General features: G+C 58.0%; 5 protein-coding genes and 7 pseudogenes. 8 read left to right on the top strand and 4 right to left on the bottom strand.

The window, feature by feature from the left end:
- Nucleotides 1–188: 188 nt before the first annotated feature.
- Nucleotides 189–950, bottom strand: a complete 762-nt coding sequence (locus tag I6F12_RS24440; protein ID WP_225157406.1) for a CmcI family methyltransferase — start codon at nt 948–950, stop codon at nt 189–191.
- Between the two features lie 717 nt (nt 951–1,667).
- On the opposite strand from I6F12_RS24440, the pseudogene I6F12_RS24435 reads away from it, so the two are divergent.
- The 5 genes and pseudogenes from I6F12_RS24435 to I6F12_RS24415 form a co-directional block, all read left to right on the top strand.
- Nucleotides 1,668–2,765 (top strand): annotated as a pseudogene (locus I6F12_RS24435) (IS630 family transposase).
- Between the two features lie 278 nt (nt 2,766–3,043).
- Entirely contained in the window at nt 3,044–3,775 is a 732-nt protein-coding gene (locus I6F12_RS24430) for an ISAs1 family transposase (protein WP_225157405.1), read from the top strand.
- 66 nt (nt 3,776–3,841) lie between these two features.
- Nucleotides 3,842–4,012, top strand: a pseudogene (locus I6F12_RS24425) (IS3 family transposase); the annotation flags it as partial.
- 165 nt (nt 4,013–4,177) lie between these two features.
- Nucleotides 4,178–5,370: pseudogene (locus I6F12_RS24420) on the top strand (IS256 family transposase).
- 69 nt (nt 5,371–5,439) lie between these two features.
- Nucleotides 5,440–6,058, top strand: a pseudogene (locus I6F12_RS24415) (integrase core domain-containing protein); the annotation flags it as partial.
- Between the two features lie 432 nt (nt 6,059–6,490).
- On the opposite strand, the gene I6F12_RS24410 reads toward I6F12_RS24415, so the two are convergent.
- The 3 genes and pseudogenes from I6F12_RS24410 to I6F12_RS24400 all read right to left on the bottom strand — a co-directional run bounded on the left by I6F12_RS24410 (nt 6,491) and on the right by I6F12_RS24400 (nt 10,945).
- Nucleotides 6,491–7,375, bottom strand: a complete 885-nt coding sequence (locus tag I6F12_RS24410) for a TauD/TfdA family dioxygenase (RefSeq protein WP_225157404.1) — start codon at nt 7,373–7,375, stop codon at nt 6,491–6,493.
- 827 nt (nt 7,376–8,202) lie between these two features.
- A pseudogene (locus I6F12_RS24405) lies at nt 8,203–9,840 on the bottom strand (MFS transporter); the annotation flags it as partial.
- Between the two features lie 628 nt (nt 9,841–10,468).
- Entirely contained in the window at nt 10,469–10,945 is a 477-nt protein-coding gene (locus I6F12_RS24400; protein WP_225157403.1) for an Lrp/AsnC family transcriptional regulator, read from the bottom strand.
- 155 nt (nt 10,946–11,100) lie between these two features.
- On the opposite strand from I6F12_RS24400, the pseudogene I6F12_RS24395 reads away from it, so the two are divergent.
- The 3 genes and pseudogenes from I6F12_RS24395 (at nt 11,101) to I6F12_RS24385 (ending at nt 14,507) form a co-directional block, all read left to right on the top strand.
- Nucleotides 11,101–12,603: pseudogene (locus tag I6F12_RS24395) on the top strand (NAD-dependent succinate-semialdehyde dehydrogenase).
- A gap of 9 nt (nt 12,604–12,612) precedes the next feature.
- Nucleotides 12,613–13,998 (top strand): annotated as a pseudogene (locus tag I6F12_RS24390) (aminotransferase).
- Nucleotides 13,999–14,267: 269 nt separating this feature from the next.
- The gene (locus tag I6F12_RS24385) at nt 14,268–14,507 is read left to right on the top strand and encodes a hypothetical protein (protein WP_225157402.1); all 240 of its coding nucleotides are present in this window, start codon (nt 14,268–14,270) and stop codon (nt 14,505–14,507) included.
- Nucleotides 14,508–14,635 lie beyond the last annotated feature (128 nt).

The raw sequence follows: 14,635 nt of genomic DNA, 5'->3' as shown, positions 1-14,635 counted from the left end.
ATCTCTGTGGACGTTCCACGCTCTCATGAACATCCAAGCCGCGCCCGGCCTGCGCCACCGACACTCGCTAACCACCTTGATCGCCTAGATCTTGAACTCGCGACTGAACTTCGGTCTCTATCATCGCCCACTTCCGGCTTTATGAAACGCCTGATCTCGGTGTCCTTCAAATCGGCAGCAGCCACCGCTTACGACTTTCGAAGCCATGCGTTTGGAGCGCAAGTAAGATTGTCCCCAAATGCATCAGTGTAATAGGTATCGACCAAGAATCCTGACTGCTCGACCAACTGTAACCCATCGATGATTTCTTTATCTGCCCTTATCGGATCGTCTTCAATAACATAGTAATCTCCTGATAACATGAAGCGGTTCAGGTGAGAAAACACCGAGAATATCTGCACGTGTGCATCGTCAGTCACAAGCCAAGGATGAGGTAGTCTCGTCAGCAGGTCCTCATCGAAAGTCGCAACGTTCGTAAGGTCAATCTGATGAAAGGTAACCAGTGGATGCTTTGCGTCGTCATGGACACACTTGGTATGCAGATCGAAGGAGTGAACTTCGCCTGGAGTGTCACACAGCATGGACATATGATCGGCAAACCAAAGTGCGCTGCCTCCCTGAAAGGACCCTAGTTCCAAAATTGTTCTCGGCTGAAGTTCCCAAATGAGCCTTGTATATAAGGCCAGATCATAGGGAGTTTTGATGGTTATTAACCCCTTGTAGGTCAGCGCCAAGGTTCCGATGGCTGTGGATCGCTTGTTAAAAGTTCTGGGGTCCATAGACGCTCTCCATCCTCGCGCCGAAGGCTTTGCAAAGCGGCCAGAGTGGTCAGCATCCACGACGCTTTTTATTCCGCTTAGCTGATCAAGGCGCCCTCCGGTCGTCATTTGATCGGGGTAGTACTTGTGAGCGGCCTCCCAAAAGGCCTTACATCCGGAAGCAAGTTTCATAATCTATCTCCTTAGTGCACCTATATTATCTATGGAAGGTGGAGTATTGCTCAGCTTCAGCAGATGCTGCTTGTGGCTTCAAACCTCGTCCTCATTCCAACGCTCAAAGCACAGCCGGGCCGCTTGCTCCTCATCGTAGCAATCCACGTGCCACTCGCGAATATGGTCCTCGCTTGCTTAAGAGGATTAATTCCACATAAGTGTAACCATTCCGGTGGAATGGCGTGGACGCTTCGTCAGGTGCGCGACATCGTCGTCATCAACTGGACATGGATGGTGAGACAAACATGGAGGCACCTTAAGAATATGCCGGTTGTCTTTCGTACCGAACTCGATTGCGACCAGATGATGTGCTCTATGGCGATTTCACCGCTCGGACCCACCTGCTTCTTCAGGGCCGACTTAGCAAGTCTCATCGCGAATGAAGGGAGGCCGCCCGGGGGAAAGTCCAGTTCTTCCATCAACCTCGGCCGGCAAAGATCGTGGTGGCATGTGAGCGCAAAGCAGCACGCTATCGACGCGACTTGGCGCCGGCCTATACGATCGGTAAATGGGGCAAGCGCTTCATCGTCAATCGGAGCGAGGAGCTCTATGATGAGATACGTAGCGGCAGGTTCTGCACGATAGAGGATGAGTTGATCACCAAGACACTAGTCTTCTGGAACGCAAGTTCGTCACATTAGTTGATAGCTCGAATCTCTACCGAGGAGAGTGCTCGTGGCGAATGCAGGTGAGCGAGGCCGGCCGATCGCGCCGCTGGTTCTTAGTCGCAGGAGCGTGCGTACTTGGAGAGGCAGGTTCATCGTCATCGCGTTGCCCGATCGCTATCTGGGCGCTGCCGCGCGATCCTGCGGTGTGCGGATGGCTTGCCAAGCAGGTCGGTGACTGCCGAACTCGGTCTCCACGAACACACTGTTGGTAAGTGGCGCCGCCGATTTTTGAAGGATCGCTGTGATAGACTGCTTGACGAAGCCCGCCCTGGCCGTCCTCGAACCATCAGCGACGATCAGGTTGCTGAGGTAATCGAGCGGACATTGCGTGCGACGCCGCGCGACGCGACACACTGGTCGATCCGCTCGATGGCCGCGGAAACTGGCTTTTCTCACACCACGATCCGCGGAATGTGGATGGCGTTTGGCTTGCAGCCGCACCGCAGTCAGACATTTAAACTGTCGAGCGTTCCCTATTCGTCGATAAGGTGCGCGATATTGTCGGGTTTTACTTGTCCCCACCGAACCGAGCCCTCGTCCTCAGCATCGACGAGAAGAGCCAGATCCAGGCCCTGGATCGCGAGCAGCCGGTCCTGCCGATGATGCCGGGCGTGCCGGAACGTCGCACCCACAGCGTGTGCGGCATAGTACGACCACGCTGTTTGCAGTCCTCGATGTCGCTTCCGGCTTTGTCATTGGCAAATGCGCCATCGGGCGGTCGAGTTCTTGAAGTTCCTCAAAGAGATCGACGCTCAAATCCCTGAGGGCTCGCTGTCCATATCGTCATGGACAACCACGCCATCCATAAGACACCTAATATCAAAGCGTGGCTCCGCCCGCCGGCACTATCATGTCCACTTCACGCCGACTTCCGCGTCATGGATCAATCAGATCGAGCGCTGGTTCGCTGAACTCACCAGAAAGCAGATCCAGCGCGGTGTTCACACGCCCATCAGACAGCTCGAGGCCGACATCCCGTACCTTCATCGAACTGCACAACATTAACCCGAAGCCCTTCAAATGGACTAAGTCCGCAGACCAGATCTTGGCTTCCGTCAAACGCTTCTGCCACAAAGCCCTGCAGACTTTATGTGGCGAACTTTAGATTCACGTGACTAGCGCGCAAAGCCGCAACCCGCTGGAACGTGCCCGCGATCGTCCAAGAGATTGCAAGTACCAAGAGCAGGGTTGCGCTCGCCGACCAGCTGTTCCAGCAAAACCGCGGCAGTTCCTTCGACTACAGCATGGAGTGCCCAGTCATGACACCTCCAGCCGCGTGTTGAACGCGCTACATCGGGTGGCCTTCGGGCAAGCCTTTCCGATCTCCTATGGTAGCCTTTCGCCGAGGCCAACGGGATCAAGCTCACCCTGTGGTGGCGGTCGATGGCAAGGTCATGGAGGGGCCTACGAACGAGGCCGCAGCGCTGCGCAGCTGATGGTCAATGTCTTCGCTACCAAAGCGCGCAAGGCGCTTCCCTAGCGCATGGCGCCGAGGCGCGAGGGGCGCCGAAAGGGCTGCAGATGCTCTCGCTCGAAGGCTGCATCGCTACGGCCGACGCTCTGCATTGCATTCGCCCTTTAGCCAGCAAGGTGCTCGCACGCGGCGCCCACTATTTGCCGGCTCTTCAAGGAAAACCAAAGGAAATTGTTTGCCGAGGTCGAGTGCTGCTTTGCCCGCTCGGGCAAGCGCAGCCTTTCACAACAGCTCTAGCCGAGCACTCACGATCGATACGAATCCAGGCGCGTTACCTTCATACGCAACAGCAGTTTGGAAATGGCAAACCGCTTTCCCGGAGTTGCGGCTACGGCCGCATCACCTCGCGCCGACGGTTGCCTAGCAAACCCTCAGGCAAACCGCTCGTGTATTACGTGCTGTCCGAGCGCTGCCTGCAAAGCGATTTTTGCAGGTCGTCCGAAGCCATTGGAGTAGAGAACCAGTTGCACTGGGTGCGCGATGTCGTCTTCGGCGAGGACGCCTGCCGAATCAGGCCCAACAACCGTCGTCCCGAGAACTTTGCCACCCTCCGGCGGAACGCGATCAATCTCATTCGCGCCCGCCCAGGCCGCATCTCCGTGCGCCAAGAGGTCAAGCGCGCTCCGGGTGCCGACGGGTGAGCGAACGACAGGGGCCATCGGCTGTGGCCTCATGATTATCAGCAAACGTCCCCGGGCGGATGCCGCCTGCGTCAATGCATGCGTGCGATAGCCCAGGAGTGTCGCCGCTTCGGCTATCGACGCCTGCATGTTCTGCTCAAGCGGGAGGGCTACCCGATCAACTAAAAGAAATCCTCCCGGCTCTACGTGGAAGGGACGCTCGCGGTTCGTCGCCGTGGCGGCGGCAAGCGAGCGATCCCGAGCGGGTCGTGTCCCCAGTGATGGTGTAGCTCGGTAGAGCAAAGCCGTCCGCACGCGCGCTCTCCCATGGCGCCGTAGCGGGCGGGGCGGCTTTGCGGTGGTCACCGGAAGTTCGCCGGTAGGGTCGGGTTGCTGACACCAACCTGATTGGAGGAACCACCGATGACCGATGAGATGATGAACCTCCGCACGCTCGTGGAGAAGACCCCTGATGTGGATCTGCTGCGCGAGATGATCGGCTTTGCTGCCCAGCGCCTGATGGAGCTGGAAGTGGAAGGCCAGACCGGGGCCGCCTACGGCGAGAAGAACCCCGAGCGGCTGGCGCAGCGCAACGGCTACCGCGACCGGACCTGCCGCGCCGGCACGGTCGAGCTGCGCATTCCCAAGCTGCGCAAAGGCTCCTACTTCCCCGGCTTTCTGGAGCCGCGCCGGATGGCCGAGAAGGCGCTCACCGCCGTGGTGCAGGAAGCTTATGTGCAGGGCGTCTCGACCCGCTCCGTCTACGATCTGGTGCAGGCGATGGGCATGAGCGGCATCTCCAAGAGCCAGGTCTCGCCGCTGTGCGCGGAGATCGATGACAAGGTGAAGGCGTTCCTCGCTCGCCCGATCGAGGGCGATTGGCCCTATCTGTGGTCGACGCCACCTACGTGAAGCTGCGCCAGCAGGGGCGCATCGTGTCGGTCGCGGTGATCGTCGCGGTCGGCGTGAACAGCGATGGCCGGCGCGAAGTTCTCGGCATGGACATTGGTCCTTCGGAGGCCGAGACATTCTGGACGGTGTTCCTGCGCAAGCTCGCCCGCCGCGGCCTGCGCGGCGTCAAGCTGGTCGTCTCCGACGCCCACGAGAGCATCAAGGCGACCGTCGCCAAGGTGCTCAACGCCAGTTGGCAGCGTTGCCGCGTGCACTTCATGCGCAACGCGCTGGCCCATGCCGGCAAAAGCGGACGGCGTGTCGTCTCCGCCTCCATCGCCACTGCGTTTGTCCAGGACGATGCCGAGGCCGCACGAGCGCAATGGCCGAAGGTCGCCGATCAGCTCCGCCCCAAGCTACCCAAGCTCGCCAGCTTCCTCGACGAGGCCGAGACCGATGTGCTGGCCTACATGGCGTTCCCACCGCAGCACCGCACCAAGCTGCACTCGACCAACCCGATCGAGCGCCTCAACGGCGAGATCAAGCGCTGGACCGAGGTCGTCGCCATCTTCCCCAATGAGGACGCCATCGTCCGCCTCATCGGCGCGATCTTGCTCGAACAGAACGATGAATGGGCCGTCCAGCGCGCCCGTTACATGACGCTGGAAACCATCGCGCCGTTGAGCGATGATCCAACCGTCCGCCGCCCGGCTATCGCCAGCTGACCAGTCCGGCTCTTGCCGGCGAACGCGGTGTCCCACCGCCAGTTACACCACGCTCAGGGACACGATCCCCGAGTGCCCAAGACGATGCCGCCGAACGACCGCTGGTCGCTCGACTTCGTCTCACGATCAACTCACCGATGGCCGCCGCACCGTGGTAGATGATTGCACACACGAGGGCCTGGCGCTTGTGACGACACCTGGCTCTCGGGGGGGGCGGGTCGCGCGGGAACTGGACCGGCTGGTGATGAAGCGGAGCAAACCCAAAATGGTGGTTAGCGACAACGGTAGCGAGTTTACCGGCAATGCCATCTGACCTGGACCGAAGAGAGCCGCGTCGCATGGCCCTACATCGCGCCGAGCGAGCCCATGTAGAACGCCTTTACCGAGAGCCTAACAGCCGGCCGCGGGAGAATGGTTGAACGAGACGCAGTTCACATCGCTGGCCCAGGCCCGCATCACGCTTGGATGTTCGGGAGCCAATTACAGCAATGCACGACCACACTCGCAGCTCGGATGAAAAACCCCGCCGGAGTTCGCCTTCACTTGTCATCCGCGCCGGGATCAGGCGCTGCGCTATTCCCAAGGCTCCGCGTCTGCTACCGTCGCTTCCCCCGCCCAACGGGCAGATCCAACCGCCGGGGCGAACTCAGGGTTGAACAAAACCTTGGCGCAAGGTCACTCCGGGTGACAGGGCGGAAATGTTGTGCCTGGGGCGCGCGGGAGGGTCTGAAGCGGATTGCGCGGCAGCTGGGTGCAACCATCCCACGATGAAGACTACGTGGCGGCGGGTGAGGTGAAGACGTTCAAGTAGCGTGAGCGGGAGCAGCGGTTCGATCGCCTGCAAGGCTGGCTGCGCGAGAGGTTCGTTCGGCACCGCGGTGATTGCGCTGATGCCGAGGACGCCGGCTGGGTGAAGTTCAATTTTTAGGATGGATTCCGTGTCGATCGAACTTAATGCGCCAGCCTGCGCCTCTCAGATTTTTGCAGAACGTTCCGCACACCGGCGCCTCAAAAACAACGGCTCACCCGCTTGTTTTCTTCTGACTTCGGGAGTGAATAGTAATTGCGCGCGGGGACGGATCTTGCATCGGGTAGATCTCCGCCGATTTTGGTGGAGGTGTTAGACGACATTTTCAGGTGGCCCCTGGATGAACTTGAAACGCGCGGCACTGTGGCGACCATCGACACTGATTGGCACCTCCCCCTCAACGGTCGCGCGTCGAACGACCCGGCGTTCTTCACCGAAATCCTTCGTCGCACAATGCATCGTGGCCCGATTGTCCCAAATAGCAACATCACCCTGCTTCCACTTCCAACGCATCGTGTTTTCCGGCGCAGTGATATGAGATTCAAATAGCTCGAACAACTTCTGACCGTCGGACCGCGAAATTCCCACAAAACGTTCTACGTAAGACCCTAGCACCAGCGCGCGTTCGCCGGTCTCGGGGTGAACGCGGACGACCGGATGTTCGGTCTCAATTCTAGGTCTGGCAAGCGTTTCCGTATAAAGCTTCTTAAAGGCTCCCGGAAAGCTGTGAACAGCCCAAAGTTCATCGGCAAGCCGCTGCAACGGGCGGGGCAATTCGAGATATGCGGCCGCCGTATTTGACCACACTGTGTCGCCGCCGACCAGCGGAATAACAACACCTCGCAGTATGGAAATCTTCGGATAAGCATCCATGCAGGACCAATCAACGTGCCAAACGTCAGCTTGAATATCCCCGCGTACGGAATCTATTTCAAGAATTGGCAACTTTCCCTCGGGATAAGGCGAAGGCTTACCGAAAAGAAGAGCAAAGCGCTCTTGCTCGGCGTCGTCTAGATGATCTTGCTTGCGGAAAAAGATGACCTTGTGCTCCAGCAGCAAATGTCTTAGCGCAACAATAGTCTTTTCCGGCAAATCGGCCGAAAGCTTGATGTTCCTGATTTCGGCGCCAATGCGAGCTGTCTGTTTGACAATGTCGGTGCGCGGAATGACATTTCTTGTGACGTTCAGTTCACTCATGGTAGCATTCTCCAAAGTGGCAGCCCCGTATCGCCAGAAAAAGCTGTTCAGTCGTGACATTGGCGTGCATGCCATTACAGTCCGATCGAACGTGCGGTTAGGTCATCCTGTGTGAAGGTCGGTCGAGCGTTCCGCGGAATCATCAGGTCCGACGGTTTCAGCATGTCAGCTCCGTGGTTTCGAAATACCTCAAAATACTACCGCGTACATCTGTTGACCGGAAGTCGCCAACGAGTCGCCGTCTCCTACGTAAGGCTGGCTTCATATTGCTTTCTGTTCATTTGCTTGCCTCCTCTTCACTAGAGAACTTTCACATGTCGGGATTGCCGTGGCACCTACCCTTCCTGGTAGGCCTGGCACCGAGCCAAACGCTTCGACTGCTCGCAGGCGAGCTCAGAAGACGCCAGGCCACAGCGCTTGTTGAGGCATTCGAGTTGAAGGTGGAAGGAAGGCATTTCGTCCTGACTTGATGGGCCACTCCTTCGGATTCCCCATCTTCATTCTAAGCTTCGAGAGCAGAGACCGCATGCGGTCTGCCGCTTAGCGGCCATTCGGGTCCTTCTCCAAAGTTGACATGTTCGGCACCAACAAGGACATTCGCTTCCTACCGTGCTTGCTGGGCAACAAGTTCATGAAAGAGCCAAGTCGTCGCTCGCCCGATGAGCTTGATTAGTGTTTTGAAGGGGCCAAAGGACAATCCGCCTAATAGTGAATGCCTGATCATGGTCACCACGATCTTTAGAGCAACCTTTGCTTTGCTCAAGCTTGTCTGTCTGGCGCCCCGCCTCGGCAAGCTCATCAGCTCCGAGCAGACCTTGACTATGCATCAATTCCTTCGCCGCTCCATCAGGTTCATCGTTCCGGCGCACCGATTTGAACGGGCGCTCCAGCATGCGGCGGACACGGATCGGCTCAGGACCAACGTGGAAAGCCGCAGCCTGTCCATCTAGGGCGCGCTCCGACTGCGTCGACCGGTTGCGCTGTCGCAGATAGTCCAGCCATGTTGGACAGTGATAGCGCTCAGTCCAGAGTTCGGGGTCGGCGATGTCGCGCGCAATGGACCAGCCATAGGCCCCGGTACGCTGGCGGAATAGCTGCACGTCCTGCATCACATTGTGAAAGGCGCGCGCTTTCTCTCGCGATACCCGATATTCAATCTCGACCACAAGCGGACCGCTGTGTCCCGAAAGTTCGAGCCCAACTTCGGGATCGGCCAGCATCTCTGCTTCTTGCTCACGAGCGCTGATGCGTGGCATCGATAGCCAAAGTCCCAAAAGCGGTGTTACAAGCATAAAACTGGCCGAAATCAGCAGGGCTGTTTGTACGCCCGTGATATCGGCTAGGTAACCCCAGGCCCAGCTACCAATGGCAATTCCGCCCGATCCCGCCGCCTGGTAGGCCGCCAGCGATCGGCCGGCGACCCATCGCGGTGCTACCAACTGCACCGCGATATTAAACAGCGCCCAGGCGATCATCCACACAGCGCCCGCGAGGAACAGCGCGACCGCCGTCAACACCGGCGCTCCGCTTAGAGCAACTGCGGTAACCGCTCGGCCCATTGAAAAAGCGCATGCTTTGATTGCCGCCTCGCCAGCCATGCGTTTGCGCAGCTCGGTGATACTGAGTGCTCCGACCACCGCGCCAAGACCAGAAGCGCTGAGCAAAGTACCATACGTCTGTGCGCCGCCATGCAGCAAGTCGCGAGCTACAAGCGGCATGAGTGCAATAATCCCGCCGCCGATTAGACCCATAATCATGGAGCGCACCAGCACGATCATGATCGACGGCGAATTTATTAGGTAGCGCACACCTGAAACGATAGCGCGACTAAGCGTCTCAGGCGGCAGGCGACTCGGTGCTGAGATGCGTTTCCATAAGAGCAGCGCGACGATCAGCGGAATATAAAGCAAGGCGTTAAGCGCGAATGCGGCGGCCGCACCCGCAGTTGCAACCACGATACCGCCGATGGCCGGACCCACGCTTTGCGCAATGTTATAGCTGATACTGTTCAACGCCACTGCCGCGGGAAGACTTTCCAACGGCACTTGTTCGCCGACCGAGGATTGCCAGGCAGGATCCATCAGTGCCATGCCGCTTCCGACGACGAAGCACAAAGCCAGCAACAAATTCGGAGTGATCAAGTCAAGCCAAGCGAGCGTCGTCAGCGCCGATGGGCCGGCGAGTGCGATACCGACCGAGACCAATGCAACGATACGCCGGTCGTACATGTCAGCGATTGCGCCGGCCGGCATTGATGACCGGCAACATCAGGGCGGTCTGCACGAGCGCGACCTTGTCGGCGGAGAATGTCATCTGAGTCATTGCCCAAGCGGCGCCGACGCTCCGAATGAGAGCGCCGAGATTAGCAAGCACGCTCGCTATCCAGATGCGACGGAAGGTGAGAAGGCGGAGTGGTGCGGGATTCCATCGGCGTGCAATCTCCCCAGCTTGGACGACGTGATCATCTCAGTCCCTGCCTCGCATCCGATTATTGAATTGTTGCGGCCAGTGCTGGCCTAAAGCACTAGGCACTCAGCCATACACTTTGTCCGATTGGCGCAGCTCGATCACCAAGACCTTGCAGCAACGGTCACCTCCGGAAAATTCCCATGGAACATGATCCTGTTCGCCTCGGACGCGAATAACCATCTCTTCTAATGCAAGTGCAACCTGCGACGGATCAGCGAGGTGGCCCGGATGCTTCGTGCTATCAATAACCTGCGCCTTCGTGGGTGGCATACCCGTGTCGCCGCGATCCAATCCTCGAGATTGATGTTGTTTGTCGTGAGCAGGGGTATCGGCGCTGCCAACATGTACGCCGAAGCAAGTGGATCTACTTCACCAAGTGAACCGCAGAGGAGCTTCTGCCCAGTCCTTGTATTTCGCATCGTCCCGTCAGACTGGATGGCTCACGCGATCGATTGACGCACCATTTGGTCGAACTGGCTGCTTTGAGAAGCATCCGGAAGGAAACCGCTTAAGAAAGCTTGCCAGCGAGCAGAGTAGAGCAAGAGGGCGGTTGTTCTTGGCGTTCTGGACGAATGCGCGATGAAAAACCGCGCGAAGCCTTAGCCCGAGGGACGAGCGCCACGTTCACTCCTCGGATGGAGACTCAATCGGAATGGCAAAACCTGACTTCACACGATCCATTATGACCATCGTTTTGAAGCCCTTGATATCCGAGTTCTCATAGAAGAAGCGACGCGTGAAATGCTCGTAGTCCTCCATGGTTCGGGCGGTAATGTATAGAACGAAATCGGCATCGCCAGTGACGTAAAAGCCGTTGACGACCTCAGCCGAGGAGTTGATGGCCTTCTTGAACTTGTCGATGATATCTGAACGCTCTCGTTCGAGGCTCACGAGCACAAGCATCTGGATGGGTCTTCCCACTGCTCGTGCGGAAACGATAGAAACATCGGCCTCAATTATTCCGTCCGACCGGAGGCGCTTCAACCGGCGCTGGCAGGCCGTGGCCGAAAGCCCGGCCATTTCACCGATAATCTCGGACGTCAACCGGTTATTTTTCTCGACGATCTCCAGGATACGGGCGTCTATCCGGTCGTATTGCATGAATGAGCTCCAGCCTTCAGGTGCATTCCGTCGCCAAGTGCGTGGGTGTCGCAGGAAATGGTCCGAGCCGCCTGAAAATGCGACGCAAATCTCTACGCACTATCAGTCCTGATTGCATGGGCAATTTCAACAGAATGACTGCGTGGGACCCCCAAATGACGTTTCGAAGTAACAGGCACAAACGTCCGCAGTGGGGCGGTCTGGCGAGCAGGCATCTGCAAAATCTGAGCCGTCGTGATTTTCTGTCTGGAGCGGCCCTCGTCGACGGGCAGTGGGTGTCCTGCGACGAGCGGCACCATGTGATCGATCCCGCGACGGGCGAGGAGATCGCGGAGGTTGTCCGTTGCGGGGCCGCAGAGATGGATCTGGCAATAGCCGCGGCCGAGCGGTCTTTTCCTATGTGGCGGGAATTACTGCCCGCAACGAGGGGAGCGCTTCTCCGAAGGTGGGCCTCGTTGATGCTCGAGCACGATGAGAAACTCGCCATTCGTAACGAGCGAGCAAGGTAAGCCGCTTGCTGAGGCACGTCAGGAAATCGCGTACGGTGCCGGCTTTCTTGAGTGGTTCGCAGCAGAGGGAGAGCGGGCATACGGTGAGACGATCCCAAGCCATAAGGCTGGAAGCCTGCTTCACGTGCGAATGCAGCCGGCAGGTGTCGCGGCGGCGATAACCCCGTGGAATTTTCCTATAGCGATGATTACACGGAAGGCGGGGGCCGCCCTAGCAGCCGGATGTTCGATCATTGTACGAGACGCCGTTATCCGCGCTAGCGCTAGCCAGGCTGGCCGAGCAGGCTGGGCTCCCGCAGGGTGTGGTTCAGGTGCTCGTCGGCAATCCGGTCGAACTTTCGAAAGCCCTGTTGAGCGACACGAGAATACGCGCCCTTTCGTTTACGGGTTCTACAGAAGTGGGCCGTTTGCTTCTTGAGGGGGCAGCCGAGAGCGTTAAGAAAGGTATCACTAGAGCTGGGCGGCCATGCTCCTTTTCTAGTGTTCGACGATGTTGATCTTGAGAAGGCCGTCAAGGGGGCGATGGCGGAAAAATTTGCTACGTCTGGTCAGGACTGTTTGGCCGCCAACCGCGTCTATGTGCAAAGAAGCATTTATGGCGCCTCCGTTGAACAGTTTGCCGCCGGGGCAGCTCAGCTCAGAATGGGCCATGGCCTGGAGCCTACAACAGATGTCGGGCCAATGACCAAGCTGTCAGTCGCTGAGAAGTGCAGGTCACAGATCGACGATGCGGTGAAGAAGGGTGCGCGTGTTGTCTCGCCGCAGCAGGGCGCTGGCTTAGGTCCAAATTTCGTTCCTCCGACCTTACTTAGCGACGTCACTGAAAACATGCTCATCGCTCGCGAGGAAACATTCGGGCCGGTGGCCGCCGTGCTTCCTTTCGATTCGGAAGAAGAAGTTATCGCCCGGGCAAACGCTAGCGAAATGGGGCTCGCTGGCTACGTCTACACTGACAATCTACGTCGAGCGATGCGACTGTCAGAGCGGATCGAGTGCGGCATGCTCGGTATCAATACAGTTTCATTTACTGGGTCACCCATTCCGTTCGGGGGATGGAAACGGTCCGGGCTCGGTCGCGAAGGGTCGCGACACGGATTGGCAGAGTTTATGGAACTGAAATACGTCTGCTTCGGCGACCTGGCGGCATAGGAGAGTGACATGACGGACATCAAGACCATTGCTGAACGGGATCGCTCAAGTGTTTTGCATCCTTTCACCCAGCTCAAGGACTTCGCCACCGGCAAAATTGGAGACCCGACGATCGTCACTTACGCAAAAGGCATTCATATCAAGGACGCAGAGGGGCGCAGTTATATCGACGGCTTTGCTGGCCTTTACTGTGTAAACATCGGCTACGGTCGCACCGAGTGGCCGAAGCCATTGCGCGCCAAGCCTACAGCTTGGCCTACTACCACACTTTTGCAGCGCACACGACTGAAGAGCTGGCTACGCTGTCGGACCGACTCGTGCGCATGGCGCCTGGCAAGGCAAGCAAAGTGTTCTTCGGGCTCTCGGGATCGGATGCCAACGAGACGCAAGCAAAGCTCGTCTGGTACTACAATAATCTGCGCGGCCTGCCAAAGAAGAAGAAGATCATTTCGCGCGAGCGCGGGTATCATGGGTGCTCGGTGATCTCCGGCTCAATGACCGGTATGTCATTCTATCACGATTACATGGACCTGCCTTTCCCGGCGTTCTCCATACAGGCACGCCGCATCACTATTGGGGCGCCGAACCGGGCGAGACGGAAGATGACTTTTCTCGCCGGCGAGCGGCGGAGCTCGAACAGCTAATCGTGCGAGAGGGTTCAGAAACGGTTGGTGCTTTCATTGCTGAGCCGGTGCTCGGCACGGGTGGTATCACGCCGCCGCCTGCGGGCTACTGGCGTGAAATAAAGCGTGACGACGTCCTCTTGATTGCCGATGAAGTCATCTGTGGATTTGGTCGAACTGGCGCGGACTTCGGGAGCACGCTGTACGGGATCGAACCAGATCTTGTCACTGTCGCAAAAGGCCTGACATCCGGGTACATGCCGCTCTCCGGAGCTATCGTCAGCGAGAGAGTTTACAACGTTATGGAGGAAGGCGCCGATCGCGTCGGAGCGTTCTCCCATGGTTATACTTACTCCGGACATCCCATCGCGGCAGCGGCCGCCAATGCGGTGCTCGACATCGTCGAGAAGGAGCGACTGAGCGATCGCGCCCTGACTGTCGGCGCGCACTTTCAAAAGCGGCTCAAGGAGCGGTTTGCACAACTAGAAATCGTCGGAGAAGTTCGCGGCGTGGGCCTGCTAGGCGCAATCGAGTATGTTGCCGATCGTCAGACGAAGCGGCGATTTGATCCGGAGCTGAAGGTCGGCGCCCGCATCTCAAAGGCGGCTCGCGATCGGGGGCTTATTGCACGAGCCATGCCGCATGGAGACATTCTTGGCTTCGCACCGCCTCTAGTTGTTCCGAGGTTGAGATCGACGAAATCGTTGAGCTAGCGTATCAAGCAACCAAACAGGTGTTGGACGAATTGGCAAAGGAATCGGCAATCTCATGAGCGTGGAATCCTTCCGTGCTGGCTGAACGCCGCGATCGGCAAGCTAACTCCCCAAAAGTGGATGCGGCATGGGAAAGGCGCGCGCTAAGCGTCTTCTTTGTTGGTCGATGACGGCCGGCAGTCCTCTGCGAACTGTTGAATCCCTGAAGCGACCCGGCGACGAATCGAGATAGTGTAAGTATTTGAAGACGTACATTCTTGCCCCAGACGGCGAGAACAGATAGTCATTTCCCGGATCTCAACGGCGACGTTGAGGGCGAATTCGCAGGGTGGCGAACCTGGAGCGACAACGCCTCGAAGTGCAAAATGGCTCCCCGGACGGCACAATTCATTGCCCGTTTGGAGTTCAGAAGAAGCACCTGAACCCCTCTAACAACGTGCATGGCAACTGTTTCATGGCGTTCGCCGACTACTGCCTCTTTGCGATCGCCGCGCCAGTGCTTCAGCGGGCGGGCGTAACCTTCGATTTTGGCTCTCAGTTCCTGGACGCCGGCCGGGGAGGCGACTGATACTGGGCTTAGGCGAAGTCACACGTGCAGTCAACTGACGGCTGGAGAGCGGACGCTGTTCACTTCGTCGGGCAGATCAAGCGTGTGAAGAGAAAGCCAATCGCCTAGTTAGAAGCTGTTTAGTCCTC

It is taken from the genome of Bradyrhizobium sp. IC4059 (genome assembly GCF_020193615.1).
GTDB lineage: Bacteria > Pseudomonadota > Alphaproteobacteria > Rhizobiales > Xanthobacteraceae > Bradyrhizobium > Bradyrhizobium yuanmingense.
The sequence above is the reverse complement of the archived record's forward strand: the minus strand, read 5'-3'. Positions and strand labels throughout refer to the sequence as shown.

Excerpts from the sequence above, each read along its gene's own strand:
- I6F12_RS24400 (WP_225157403.1), bottom strand. The coding sequence starts at position 10,945 with ATGCAATACGACCGGATAGACGCCCGTATCCTGGAGATCGTCGAGAAA.
- I6F12_RS24410 (WP_225157404.1), bottom strand. The coding sequence starts at position 7,375 with ATGAGTGAACTGAACGTCACAAGAAATGTCATTCCGCGCACCGACATT.
- I6F12_RS24430 (WP_225157405.1), top strand. The coding sequence starts at position 3,044 with ATGGCAAGGTCATGGAGGGGCCTACGAACGAGGCCGCAGCGCTGCGCA.
- I6F12_RS24440 (WP_225157406.1), bottom strand. The coding sequence starts at position 950 with ATGAAACTTGCTTCCGGATGTAAGGCCTTTTGGGAGGCCGCTCACAAG.